The 12,905-nt window shown below is 72.1% G+C and carries 12 protein-coding genes; 10 read left to right on the top strand and 2 right to left on the bottom strand.

Annotated elements, in window-relative coordinates; all coding sequences use genetic code 11:
* Positions 1-23: 23 nt before the first annotated feature.
* Entirely contained in the window at positions 24-731 is a 708-nt protein-coding gene (lepB, locus tag KLO01_RS00785) for a signal peptidase I (protein WP_186827866.1), read from the bottom strand.
* Between the two features lie 99 nt (positions 732-830).
* Between lepB and KLO01_RS00780 the strand changes: the two genes are divergently transcribed.
* From KLO01_RS00780 to KLO01_RS00755, 6 genes are all read left to right on the top strand, one after another.
* The gene (locus KLO01_RS00780; RefSeq protein WP_246135981.1) at positions 831-1,097 is read left to right on the top strand and encodes a hypothetical protein; all 267 of its coding nucleotides are present in this window, start codon (positions 831-833) and stop codon (positions 1,095-1,097) included.
* The gene (locus KLO01_RS00775; protein ID WP_147061650.1) at positions 1,097-3,058 is read left to right on the top strand and encodes a M13 family metallopeptidase; all 1,962 of its coding nucleotides are present in this window, start codon (positions 1,097-1,099) and stop codon (positions 3,056-3,058) included. The genes KLO01_RS00780 and KLO01_RS00775 overlap by 1 nt, the downstream gene beginning before the upstream one ends.
* A gap of 22 nt (positions 3,059-3,080) precedes the next feature.
* A complete protein-coding gene (ftsY, locus tag KLO01_RS00770; protein ID WP_147061649.1) occupies positions 3,081-4,283 on the top strand; it encodes a signal recognition particle-docking protein FtsY in 1,203 nt (400 codons plus the stop codon).
* 2 nt (positions 4,284-4,285) lie between these two features.
* Entirely contained in the window at positions 4,286-4,951 is a 666-nt protein-coding gene (locus KLO01_RS00765) for a maleylpyruvate isomerase N-terminal domain-containing protein (protein ID WP_147061648.1), read from the top strand.
* Between the two features lie 93 nt (positions 4,952-5,044).
* Positions 5,045-5,521 (top strand): hypothetical protein, encoded by a 477-nt coding sequence (locus KLO01_RS00760; protein ID WP_147061647.1) that lies wholly within the window; start codon positions 5,045-5,047, stop codon positions 5,519-5,521.
* Positions 5,518-6,444 carry an HTTM domain-containing protein gene (locus KLO01_RS00755; RefSeq protein ID WP_147061646.1) on the top strand — a complete coding sequence of 309 codons (927 nt, stop codon included), beginning with the start codon at positions 5,518-5,520 and terminating at the stop codon, positions 6,442-6,444. The genes KLO01_RS00760 and KLO01_RS00755 overlap by 4 nt, the downstream gene beginning before the upstream one ends.
* On the opposite strand, the gene KLO01_RS00750 is transcribed toward KLO01_RS00755, so the two are convergent.
* Entirely contained in the window at positions 6,377-6,769 is a 393-nt protein-coding gene (locus KLO01_RS00750; protein ID WP_147061645.1) for a thiol-disulfide oxidoreductase DCC family protein, read from the bottom strand. The two genes, KLO01_RS00755 and KLO01_RS00750, sit on opposite strands and share 68 nt — an antisense overlap.
* Positions 6,770-6,943: 174 nt before the next feature.
* On the opposite strand from KLO01_RS00750, the gene KLO01_RS00745 reads away from it, so the two are divergent.
* The 4 genes from KLO01_RS00745 to ffh all read left to right on the top strand — a co-directional run bounded on the left by KLO01_RS00745 (position 6,944) and on the right by ffh (position 12,896).
* A complete protein-coding gene (locus KLO01_RS00745; RefSeq protein WP_147061644.1) occupies positions 6,944-8,377 on the top strand; it encodes an ammonium transporter in 1,434 nt (477 codons plus the stop codon).
* On the top strand, positions 8,374-8,712 hold the full coding sequence (locus tag KLO01_RS00740; RefSeq protein ID WP_147061643.1) for a P-II family nitrogen regulator: 339 nt from the start codon (positions 8,374-8,376) through the stop codon (positions 8,710-8,712). Before KLO01_RS00745 ends, KLO01_RS00740 begins: the two co-directional genes overlap by 4 nt.
* 175 nt (positions 8,713-8,887) lie before the next feature.
* Positions 8,888-11,269, top strand: coding sequence for a [protein-PII] uridylyltransferase (locus KLO01_RS00735; protein ID WP_147061642.1), 2,382 nt, complete (start codon positions 8,888-8,890; stop codon positions 11,267-11,269).
* Positions 11,270-11,291: 22 nt separating this feature from the next.
* Positions 11,292-12,896 (top strand): signal recognition particle protein, encoded by a 1,605-nt coding sequence (gene ffh / locus KLO01_RS00730; protein ID WP_147061641.1) that lies wholly within the window; start codon positions 11,292-11,294, stop codon positions 12,894-12,896.
* The last annotated feature ends 9 nt before the right edge of the window (positions 12,897-12,905 follow it).

Here is a 12,905-nt window from a genome sequence, read left to right as displayed (position 1 = left end):
CCGGCGCCGGGTCGTCGCGGCGGTCAGCCGTGGTTGACGAAGCCGAACGTGCCGAGCGGCCAGATGCGGAACACGACCGGACCGACGACGCGGTTCATCGGGACGAACCGCGCGCACCCCTCGGCGTCGGTGCCCCCGCGGCAGTTGACGACCGAGTCGGCCGACTGCGAGCGGTGGTCGCCGAGCACGAGGAGCCGGTCGGACGGGACGCGGATCTCGGGGAAGCACCGGGACGAGCGCGGGGTCGTGTCGCAGGAGAGGTCTGCCTGGCGGAAGGTGTGGTCCTCGAAGACGTAGTCCTCGTCGAGCGCGTCGCCGTTGACGACGACGTGGCCCTCGGAGTCGCAGCACTTCACCCGGTCACCGGGCATGCCGACGACCCGTTTGACCGTGTATGCCGTGCTCGACGGTCCGATCCCGGTGACGTCGCCGACCTTGCGCACCGCGTCCTTGACGACGTTGCCGGTCGGGCGAAGCCGCGAGTCCTGCCACGTCTCGCCGTGCGAGAAGACGACGACGTCGCCGCGCTCGACGGTGGTGTCGGTGCGGTTGACGACGATCCGGTCACCGATCCGCAGCGTCTCCTCCATCGACTGCGACGGGACGCCGAACGGCTTGGCGACGAAGCTCTGAACCAGCGCGACGACGACGATGGCGAGCAGGATCTCCAGGCCGGCGGGGAGCCTGCGACGACGGCGCTGGGGAGCCTCGTGCGGAGTCGTCGCGGTCACCGGGCGAGCCTACGTCGTGGGGACGTGCCGCGCGCGGCGCGGCTCCCGGGGCCGGGGTGTCGTTTTGTCAGGGCGGCTCCACTAGGACACCCTTGGGGCATGGTCGCCCTCATCATCGGAATGCTCATCTGCGTCGTGCTCGCCCTTGCCATCGTCGCCCTCGTGGCGATCCCGGCGCGGCGCGACGGACGCGACATCCTCACGCCCAAGGGTGACGAGGTCGTGACGGCCCTCAAGGAGCGCCAGCAGTCCGCCCGCCAGCGCCACGGGCGCGACGACGAGGACGACGCCCCGGCCGGTGACGTGAGCGGCCCTGCCGCCGCCGACGAGCCCGTGGTCCCCGCAGACGCCGGCGTGCGTTCCTGATGCGCTCGGGGATCGACCAGTCCGCCGGCGACCCCACGGTCCGCCCCCAGGACGACCTCTTCGGCCACGTCAACGGCACCTGGATCAAGCAGACCGAGATGCCGGCCGACCGCGGCCGCTACGGCAGCTTCGACCAGCTGCGCGAGAAGGCCGAGGAGCACGTCCGCGACATCATCACGCAGGTCGCCGAGGGCAGCCCCGAGGCCGGCACCGTCGCGCGCAAGGTGGGTGACCTCTACAGCTCGTTCATGGACGAGGCCCGGATCGAGGACCTCGGCGCCACGCCGCTCGCGTCCTTCCTCGAGGCGGTCGACGCCGTCTCGACCCCGAGCGAGGTCATGGCGGCGCTGGGCCGGTTCCTGCGCGCGGGCGTCGACGGGCTCGTCCACCCCATCGTCAACACCGACGACCGCGACTCCAGCCGCTACGTCGTCTACCTCGAGCAGGCCGGCATCGGCCTGCCCGACGAGGCCTACTACCGCGACCCGCAGCACGCCGCGATCCGCTCGGCCTACCCCGGTCACGTCACGCGCATGCTCACCCTGACCGGTGTGTATGCCGGCGACGCGGCCTCCGCTGCCGCCGACCGGGTCGTCGACCTCGAGACCCGCATCGCGGCCTCGCACTGGGACCAGGTCGCCAACCGCGACGCGGTGAAGACCTACACGCTCGTCGACCGTGACGGTCTGGCCGAGCTGACCCCCGGTGTCGACTGGGACGCCTACCTCGCGGCTGCGCATGCCCCTGCCGGCGCCTTCGACCAGGTCATCGCCCGCCAGCCCGACCACCTGCGATCGATGGCCGCGGCGCTGGCCGAGGTCGACATCGCCACGTGGCAGGACTGGCTGCGCTGGCGGGTCGTGCACGCCCTGGCCCCCTACCTCGCCGACGCCGTCGTCGCCGAGAACTTCGACTTCTACGGCCGCACGCTCTCCGGCGTCCCGCAGATCCGCGACCGCTGGAAGCGGGGCGTGGGACTCGTCGAGGACGCGCTCGGTGAGGCCGTCGGTCAGCTCTACGTCGAGAAGCACTTCCCGCCGCGCGCCAAGGAGCGGATGGTCGAGCTCGTGGCCAACCTCGTCGAGGCGTTCCGCCGCGACTTCGAGGGCCTGGAGTGGATGGGCGTCGAGACCCGCCGCGAGGCGCTCGCCAAGCTCGGGTCGTTCACCCCCAAGATCGGCTACCCCGACCGGTGGCGCGACTACTCCTCGCTCGAGGTCGACGCCGCGGACCTCGTCGGCAACGTCGCCCGGGCCTCGGCCTTCGAGATCGACCGCAACCTCGCCAAGCTCGGCGGACCGGTCGACCGCGACGAGTGGTTCATGACCCCGCAGACCGTCAACGCCTACTACAACCCGGGTCTCAACGAGATCGTCTTCCCGGCGGCCATCCTCCAGCCCCCGTTCTTCGACGTCGACGCCGACGACGCCGTGAACTACGGCGGCATCGGTGGCGTCATCGGTCACGAGATCGGCCACGGCTTCGACGACCAGGGCTCGCAGTACGACAAGGACGGCAACCTCCGCAACTGGTGGAGCGACACCGACCGGGCGAACTTCGACGAGCGCTCGCAGCGGCTCATCGCCCAGTTCGACGCCCTCGAGTCGCGTGACGCCCCCGGCCACAAGGTCAACGGCGCGCTCACGGTCGGCGAGAACATCGGCGACCTCGGCGGGCTGACGATCGGGCACGCGGCATACCGGATCTCGACCGAGGGGAGCGACGCTCCCGTCATCGACGGGCTGACCGGCGACCAGCGCTTCTTCTTCGGCTGGGCCCAGGTGTGGTGCGGGATGGCCCGCGAGGCCGAGGCGGTCCGCCTCCTCGCGATCGACCCGCACGCCCCGATGGACCTGCGCGCCAACGCGGCCCGCAACCTCACCGAGTTCCACGAGGCGTTCGACGTCCAGCCCGGTGACGGCATGTGGGTCCCGGAGGACGAGCGGGTCCGCATCTTCTGAGGGCGGGTGCGAGGATGGCGACGTGAGCGCCATCGACACCTTCTGGGAATTCTTCGCCGTCGCGGTCGGCCTGCTGGTCGTCCTCGGAGGCCTCGCCGCCACCTTCCTGCGAGGGCGGGGCGGAGCCACCAAGGAGCTGCCGCGCGAGCAGCCGCGCACCTCCTCCGCGCCTGCCCCGACGGCCGACGAGGGTGAGCGTGACGACCGCGCCGGTGGTGCGGTCGACACCCTCGAGCCGCCGGCCGGCGACACGGTCGAGGAGACGCTCCCGCCCGTCACCGTCCCCGAGGTCGAGCGTCCCGAGGCTCCGCAGACCCGCCTCCAGCGGCTGCGCGCCCGCCTGGCCCGCTCCAACAGCGCCCTCGGCCAGGGGCTGCTCGCGCTGCTCTCGCGCGGGGACCTCGACGAGCAGGCGTGGGAGGACGTCGAGGACACCCTGCTCACCGCCGACCTCGGCGTCGAGGCGACGACCGAGCTGGTCGACTCGCTGCGCACCAAGGTCAAGATCCACGGCAACGCCGACGAGGCCACCGTCCGCGGCTGGCTGCGCGAGGAGCTCGTGAGCCTCGTCGACCCCTCGATGGACCGTTCGGTCGCCTCGTCCCGCGTCGACGGCCGCCCCGCCGTCATCGTCGTCGTCGGCGTCAACGGCACCGGCAAGACCACCACCGTGGGCAAGCTGGCCCGGGTCCTCGTGGCCGAGGACAAGGACGTCGTCCTCGGTGCGGCGGACACCTTCCGGGCCGCCGCGGCCGACCAGCTCCAGACCTGGGGCGAGCGCGTCGGGGTGCCCACGGTCCGCTCGGACCGCGAGGGCGCCGACCCCGCCGCCGTGGCCTTCGACGCCGTCAAGGGAGCCGCCGAGCTCGAGGCCGACGTCGTCATCATCGACACCGCGGGTCGCCTCCACAACAAGGTCGGCCTCATGGACGAGCTCGGCAAGGTCAAGCGCGTCATCGAGAAGCAGAGCCCGATCGACGAGGTCCTGCTCGTGCTCGACGCCACGACCGGCCAGAACGGCCTGCGCCAGGCCGAGGTGTTCAGCGAGGTCGTCGGCATCACCGGCATCGTCCTCACCAAGCTCGACGGCACCGCCAAGGGCGGCATCGTCGTCGCCGTCCAGCGCAAGCTCGGCGTCCCGGTCAAGCTCATCGGCCTGGGCGAGGGTCCCGACGACCTCGCGCCGTTCGACCCCGAGGGCTTCGTCGACGCCATCATCGACTGACGATGGCGCTCGCGACCCTGCACGACCGGGAGCGCCTCACCGCGGCGCTCGTCTCGTGCACCGAACGCAGCATCGCGCTCGCCGCCCGCGACGAGGTCCGCACCGCGTGGGAGCGCGACAGCGCCTGCACCGGCATGACCGTGGGCGGCCTGACCCACCACCTGCTGGCCCAGAGCGCCCACCTCGTGCGCGGGCTGCGGGTCGAGGCACCGGGCGAGGCGCCCGTCATCACGCGGCTCGGGCACTACTCGAGCGCCCCGTGGGTCAAGGCCTCGCGCAGCGGTGAGACCGACCCGGACCAGGACGAGCAGGACAACGCCGCGGCGCAGGTGGGCCACGCACAGGTGCTGGCCGAGGCCCGGCAGGCACTGGCCGACCTCCCGGGTGTGCTGGCCCTGCCGCGCGACCCCGACGTGGTCCACATCCCGTGGCAGGGCTGGTCGCTCGCCACGCCGGACTTCGCCACCACCCGCCTCATGGAGATGGTCGTGCACGGTGACGACCTCGCGGCGAGCGTGGGCCTGCCCACGCCCGAGCACGATGACGACGTCGTGGAGGCGGTGCTCGACCTGCTCGTGCACGTCTCGCTCGGCCGCCACGGCCAGGTCGCGCTCATCCGGGCGCTGAGCCGGCCGCAGCGCGCGTCGGGTGACGTCTCCGCCTTCTGAGGTGGCGGCACGGCGTCGAGGCTGCGGCGTGGTGAGGAGGCCGCGGCGGTGAGGCTGCGGCGCGGAGGTGGGCGGACGGCATACCCTCGGCCCATGACTTCGGGGGAACCGGACACGGACGTCCTGCGCCTGGGCGCGGGCGCGCGCGCGTGGCGCGCCGGGACCGTCGTCGTGCTCACGCTGCTCTTCTGCGCCGGGTCGCTCGTCGGCAACGACCACTGGTGGCCGTTCAGCCCGTGGCGGATGTTCGCGACGTCGCAGGCCGCCACCGGGTCGGTCTGGTCGACCGGCATCGAGGTCCGCACCGCCGACCACGTCGACACCTGGGTGCCCGCACCCCTCACCCCGGAGAACGTCGGGCTCAACCGCGCCGAGGTGGAGGGGCGGATCCCGCAGATCCAGGCCGACCCGTCACGCCTGGGCACCCTCGCCACCAGCCACGCCCGCCTGCGCCCGGGTGCGCCCGCGTGGGTGGGTCTGCGGGTCGTGCGCCACAAGATCGTCGTCGTCGACCGCGAGCCCACGGGCGAGGTCGAGACCGACGTCCTCGCCGAGTGGAGCTCACCGTGAGCCGGCTGCGCGACTGGCTCTTCGCCCCCGTGCCGCTGGCCCGGGTGGCCGTGCTCCGCGCGCTCGTCTTCGCGTTCGTCATCGTCGACGTCCTCCTGCTCCACACCTCCGGCTGGTACCACGGTGAGGCCGACCCGGTCTGGTACGAACCGCTCGTCATGGGGCAGGTGCTGCACCTGCCTCCCGCCTCGGTGCTGCTCGTCGAGGTGCTCAAGTGGGGCTGCGTCGTCGCCGCCGCGCTGGCCATCTCCGGTCGGGCGCCGCGGCTGCTCGGCTGGGTCGTGGCCGTGTGCTGGATCTGGTACCAGTACGTCGCCTTCAGCTACGGCAAGGTCGACCACGACCGGGCCGACTTCGTCGTCGCGCTGGCCCTGCTGCCCACGGTCGGCATCGCGCACCTGTCGGACCGGCGCCTCTCGGAGGCCGCGGGCTTCGCGCTGCGGGCCATCCAGCTGGCCGCCGTCGCCACCTACTTCCTCTCGGCGTGGGCCAAGCTCCGCTTCGGTGGGCTCGAGTGGGTCAACTCGGCGACGATGGTGCGCGCCGTCGTGCGCCGGGGGACCCCGTGGGCGCAGTGGCTGCTCGAGATCCCCTGGACGCTGCACTGGTTCCAGTGGGTGCTCATGGCGGCCGAGATCACGGCGCCGGTGATCTTCCTGCTGTCGGAGAGGTGGCGCCGGCGGGCGGTCGCGGCGTGGTTCGCCTTCCACGCCATGACGTATGCCGCGATCACGATCGCGTTCTGGCCGCACCTCGTCATGATGCTCGCGTTCCTCCCGCTCGAGGAGTACGCGGACCGGCTGCGGGCGTGGTGGGCGCGCACGCGAGCCGGGAGGTGGGTCGGGGAGCGCCGGCTCAGCTCGGGCGCTGCGCCGCCGGCAGCGAGCACGCCGGCGTCCCGCCCGGGAGCCGGTGTCGGTTGAGCGCGACCCAGCGGTAGACCAGACCGGCCAGGGCGTTGACGCCCGGCACGAGGATCACCGCACCCAGCGGCCGGAACGGGAGGCGCCCGGCGAGCAGCACCCGGGCCACGGCGTCCTGGGCCGAGCTGACGCGCCCGCCCCTGGCCACCCACTGCAGCGCCTCGTCGCACTGCTCGGGCGTGAGGCCGAGGGCATCGAGGTCGAGGTCCTGGTAGGCGCTGACCGAGAAGCTCTCGGGCGCGGGACGCACGGTCGTCGTGACGAAGCGCGCAAGCTTGGTGCACACGCCGCAGTCACCGTCGTAGACGAGCACGGGAGGGGTCATGCCCCCAGTCTCGCACCGGCGGGCCGGGACGCGGACGTGAGCACCCGGCATACCGGCTCTGCTCACGGCGACGCAGGGCGCGAAACACACTTCTTACGCGACGCCGCGAGGTGCAACGTGGCTGTAACACAACGCGCGGCGACGTGAAACGGCGTGCTCGCAGACTCCTTCCCCATGAGCCCAACTCTCCTCCCCGTCGCGGCCGAGCCCGCAATCGATGCCTCGGCGACGGCCTTCGTCCTCCTCTGCGCCTCGTTGGTGCTGCTGATGACGCCCGGCCTCGCCCTCTTCTACGGCGGCATGACGCGCGCCAAGTCCGTCCTCAACATGATGATGATGTCGTTCGGTGCCATGGGCGTCGTCGGTGTCATCTACGTGCTGTGGGGCTACTCGATGTCCTTCGGTGGCAGCAACATCGGCGGCATCATCGGCAACCCGTTCGAGAACTTCGGTCTCAAGGGCGTCGTCGGTGACGCGACCGGAGCCACGCTCGACGCGAACGGGACGGCGATCATCGACGTCTTCGGCGCCGACGTGTGGATCCCCGAGGTCCTCTTCGTCGGGTTCCAGCTCACCTTCGCGATCATCACCGTCGCGCTCATCAGCGGCGCCATCGCCGACCGCGCGAAGTTCTCGACCTGGCTGCTCTTCAGCGGCTTCTGGGTGACGCTGGCCTACTTCCCGATCGCCCACATGGTGTGGGGCGGTGGCCTGCTCAGCGGCTCGGAGGACGGGCTGTCGGCCAAGATCTTCGGTGCGACCGACGGCGTCGCCAACGTGCTGCCCATCGACTTCGCCGGTGGCACGGTCGTCCACATCAACGCCGGTGTCGCGGGCCTCGTGCTCGCCCTCATCGTCGGCAAGCGCCTCGGCTTCGGCAAGACCGCGATGCGCCCGCACAACGTCCCGCTCGTCATGCTGGGCGCCGGCCTGCTCTGGTTCGGCTGGTTCGGGTTCAACGCCGGCTCCGAGCTCGCCGCCGACGGCCTCTCGAGCCTCGTCTGGGTCAACACGACCGTCGCGACCTGTGCGGCGATCCTCGGCTGGCTCGTCGTGGAGAAGGTGCGTGACGGTCACGCCACCTCGGTCGGTGCCGCCTCCGGTGTCGTCGCCGGTCTCGTCGCCATCACCCCGGCCTGTGGCGCGCTCTCGCCCGTGGGCTCGATCATCCTCGGTCTCGTCGCCGGTGGGCTCGCCGCCCTCGCCGTCGGCCTGAAGTTCCGCTTCGGCTACGACGACTCGCTCGACGTCGTCGGCGTCCACCTCGTCGCCGGTCTCTGGGGCACCGTCGGTGCCGGGCTCCTCGCCACCTCGGGCGGCCTGTTCTACGGTGACGGGATCAAGCAGCTCGTCGTCCAGATCGTCATCGCCCTCGCGTCGCTGATCTTCTCCGCGATCGTCACCGCCCTCATCGGCCTGGCGCTCAAGGCGACCGTCGGATGGCGCATCACCGACGACGACGAGGTGGCCGGCATCGACCAGTCCGAGCACGCCGAGTCCGGCTACGACCTCGTGGCCCGCGGTGGACGCCTCGGTGTCACCTCGACCGGTCCGCAGACCGACGCCCGTCACGCCGACGAGCTCGCTGAAGAAGGAGTCAAGGCATGAAGCTCATCACCGCCATCATCAAGCCCCACCAGCTCGACGCGGTGAAGGAGGCCCTGGAGGCCTACGGCATCTCGGGAATGACCGTCAGCGAGGCGTCCGGCTACGGCCGCCAGCGCGGCCACAGCGAGGTCTACCGCGGCGCCGAGTACACCGTGGACTTCGTGCCGAAGCTCCGCCTCGAGGTGCTCGTCGACGACATGGACGCCTCCAGCGTCGCCGACGTCATCCTCAAGTCGGCCCAGACCGGTCGCATCGGCGACGGCAAGATCTGGACCCAGCCGGTGGAGGACGTCATCCGGGTGCGCACCGGGGAACGCGGCTCCGAGGCCATCTGACGTACCCACGACTGATTGCCCCATTGGGCCGGTCCCCAGAACGCGCGGCACCGCGCGAAGGAGCCCGGTGGGGCAATCAGTCGAGCAGCACCTGCGCAAGCAGCACCTGCGCAAGCAGCACCTGCGCAAGCAGTCACCGCAGCATTCGAGCAGCACACCTGGGGAGGACCCTCGCATGACTGACATCGCGGACGTCGCCGCCCGCCGGCTCGACCTCGCGGGGACGCGGGCGTTCGAGCAGGTCGGGTCGGGCCCCGAGCGCCGTCGCCGGCTCGCGGAGTTCAACGCGCAGTGGCTCGGCGAGCTCTGGGAGGACGCGGTGCGCGGCCACCGGGTCGAGGGTGTCGCCCTCGCCGCCGTGGGCAGCGTGGGACGCGGCGACGCCGGTCCGCTCTCGGACTACGACCTCGTGCTCCTGCACTACGGCCGCACCCTGTCCAACGACGAGGTCACCCGGCTCGCCGACCGCATCTGGTACCCGATCTGGGACGCCGGGGTGAGGCTGGACCACAGCGTCCGCACGGTGAACCAGTGCCGGACCGTCGCCGCCGACGACCTCACCGCCGCGGTGGGCCTGCTCGACATCTCGCCGGTCGCCGGTGACTCCGAGGTCGTGGCCGCGGCCCGGGCCACGGTGAGCCATGACTGGCGGGCCAACGCCCGCAAGCGGCTGCCGCAGCTCACCGACGCCATGGCCGTGCGCCACCACCGCCACGGGGACCTCGCCCAGTCGATCGAGCCCGAGCTCAAGGAGGCCCACGGCGGCCTGCGCGACATGACGATCCTCAGCGCCCTCGCCGAGGCCTGGCTCGCGGACCGTCCGCGAGGTGAGGTCGACACGGCATACGGGCTCCTGCTCGACGTGCGCGACGCCGTCCACGTGGTCACCGGTCGCGGACGGGACCGTCTCGGACGCGAGGACCACGACGCCGTCGCCGCCCTGCTCGGCTACGGCGACCCCGACGACCTGCTCGCCGACGTGTCCGACGCCGGCCGGACCATCGCCTACGCCCTCGACGGGACCGTGCGCCGCGCCGGCCAGTCCCAGCGCGCCCGCGTCCTGCGGGTCGGCCCACGCCGCCCGCAGATGTCGCCGCTGGGCTACGGGCTCTTCGAGAGCGACGGCGAGGTCGTGCTCGGCGCCGGCCGCCAGCCCGAGAGCGACCCGCTCCTGCCGCTGCGTGCCGCGGTCGTCGCCGCCGGCGCGAACCTCCCGATCTCGCCGACGACCCTCGAGAACCTCGCGACGAAGTGCGGCGACGTGCCGACCCCGTGGTCGCCGCTCGCACGGGGGCTGTTCAGCGACCTCCTCGCCGCCGGCCCCGGGCTCGTCACCGTCTGGGAGGGCCTGGACCAGCAGGGGATCATCGAGCGCTGGCTGCCCGAGTGGGCGGCCGTCCGCTCGCGTCCGCAGCGCAACGCCGTCCACCGCCACACCGTCGACCGCCACCTCATCGAGACCGTCGTGCACGCGACCGGGCTCGTGCGCGGCGTCGGTCGCGCCGACCTCCTGCTCCTCGCGGCCCTGCTCCACGACATCGGCAAGGTGCCGGGGGCGCACGACCACTCCCGCGCCGGCGCACCCATCGCCGAGACGGTGATGCGACGCCTCGGGCACACCGAGGACGACGTCGAGGTCGTGTCCTCGCTCGTGCGCGAGCACCTCACCCTCATCGAGCTCGCCACGCGCCGCGACCACTCGGACCCGCGCACCATCGACGCCGCGGTCACGGCCGTGGCCGGCGACCGGGACCGCTTCGACCTGCTGCTCGCGCTCACCGAGGCCGACGCGGTCGCCGCCGGGCCCAAGGCCTGGACCGACTGGCGCGCGGCCCTGCTCGCCCAGCTCGCCACCGAGGTGCGCGACCGTCTGGACCCGAGCATCCCCACCGTCTCGACGCCGGCCGCCAACGTCGGGCAGGGCGTCGTCCCCGAGGCCCTCGTACGGGCGCTCGCGGCGGGGGACCCGCACGTCGAGGTCCTCGCGCACGGCGGGTCCTACCGGATCGACATCGCCGACCGCGACCGGCTCGGGCTCTTCGCGGACACCGCCGGCCTGCTCGCGGCCGAGGGCCTCGTCGTCCGCACGGCGATCCTGCGCACCGTGGACGGGGTGGCGGTCAACGAGTGGCACGTGGAGTCGCCGAGCGGCAACGAGCCCGAGCAGCCGCGGTTGCAGCGCGGCCTGGCACGCCTCGCCACCGGTGACCGTGGTCCGCTGGGGCTGCTCGACCGGCGCCGCCAGTTCGCGGCGCGGCCGAGCCGGGAGTCGACCATCGGCACCCCCGGCCAGCCGCGGGCGCTCGTCGTCCCCGGCGCCAGCGACGAGGCCACCGTGCTCGAGGTCCGGGCCGAGGACCGTCCGGGTCTGCTGCACGAGCTGGGCATGGCGTTCGCCAAGTCAGGGGTCTCGGTGCGCTCCGCGCACATCGCGACGTATGCCGGCCAGACCCTCGACACGTTCTACGTCACCGACTTCTCGGGTCACCCCCTGGGCCCGGGCAAGGTGGCGCAGGTCGTCGCCGTCATCATCGACACGTGTGACGGGACCACCTGAGCGCGGCGGTTAACCTTGTGCGGTGTTCACGAGCCTCTCCGACCGCCTGACGTCGACCTTCAAGAACCTCCGCACCAAGGGGCGTCTGTCCGAGTCCGACGTCAACAGGACCGTCCGCGACATCCGGATGGCCCTGCTCGACGCCGACGTCGCGCTGCCGGTCGTCAAGGAGTTCACGCACGCCGTCCGTGAGCGCGCCCTCGGTGCCGAGGTGTCGCAGGCGCTCAACCCGGCCCAGCAGGTCGTCAAGATCGTCAACGAGGAGCTCGTCGCCATCCTCGGTGGCGCGACCCGCACGATCCGCTTCGCCAAGACCGGCCCGACCGTCATCATGCTCGCCGGCCTGCAGGGCGCGGGCAAGACGACGCTCGCCGGCAAGCTGGCGCACTGGCTCAAGGAGCAGGGCCACACGCCCATGCTCGTCGCGGCCGACCTCCAGCGCCCCAACGCCGTCACCCAGCTCCAGGTCGTCGGTGAGCGCGCCGGCGTCCCCGTCTACGCACCCGAGCAGGGCAACGTCGGCGGCCACGACGCCGTCGGGCCCACCGGTGAGGGCACCCGCAGCTTCGGTGACCCGGTCGCGGTGTCCCGCGACGGCATACGCGAGGCCGTGTCCAAGCAGCACGACGTCGTCATCGTCGACACCGCCGGCCGTCTCGCCGTCGACACCGACCTCATGCGCCAGGCCGGCGACATCCGAGCCGCGATCGACCCCGACGAGGTCCTCTTCGTCATCGACGCGATGATCGGCCAGGCGGCCGTCGAGACCGCCGAGGCGTTCCTCGAGGGCGTCGACTTCACCGGTGTCGTCCTGTCCAAGCTCGACGGCGACGCCCGCGGTGGCGCCGCCCTGTCGGTCGCCGGCATCACCGGCCGCCCGATCATGTTCGCGTCGACCGGCGAGGGCGTGCGCGACTTCGAGGTCTTCCACCCCGACCGCATGGCCTCGCGCATCCTCGACATGGGTGACGTCCTCACCCTCATCGAGCAGGCCGAGAAGGCGTTCGACCGCACCCAGGCCGCCGAGATGGAGCGCAAGTTCCTCGCAGCCGAGGACTTCACGTTCGACGACTTCCTCCAGCAGATGTCGGCGATCAAGAAGATGGGCTCGCTCAAGTCGATGCTCAAGATGATGCCGGGCATGGGCCAGATGTCGGCCCAGCTCGACAACCTCGACGAGCGCGAGTTCGACCGCGTCGAGGCCATGGTCCGCTCGATGACGCCGTTCGAGCGCAACCACCCCAAGCAGATCAACGGCTCGCGCCGCGCCCGCATCGCCGGCGGCTCCGGTGTCACCGTCTCCGAGGTCAACCAGCTGCTCGAGCGGTTCGGCGAGGCCCAGAAGATGATGAAGCAGCTCGCCCGAGGTGGCGGCATCCCCGGCATGCCGGGTATGGGCGGTGGTGGCAAGAAGGCCCGCCAGCAGCAGCAGGTGCGCGGCAAGAAGTCGAAGTCCGGCAACCCCGCCAAGCGCGCGGCCGACGCGCGGGCCGACGCCCAGCGTGCGTCGTCCAAGCCCGCCGGCTCGTCCTTCGGCGGTGGCGCCGGGGCGCCCGGTGGGTTCGACCCGGCTGCCATGGACCCGGCGCAGCTCCCCAAGGGCTTCGAGAAGTTCCTGGGCAAGTGACCTCCCGGT

It is taken from the genome of Knoellia locipacati, from assembly GCF_007992835.1.
Lineage (GTDB): Bacteria > Actinomycetota > Actinomycetes > Actinomycetales > Dermatophilaceae > Knoellia > Knoellia locipacati.
Note: the sequence above shows the minus strand (reverse complement) of the source record. Positions and strands in the feature narration are given on the sequence as shown.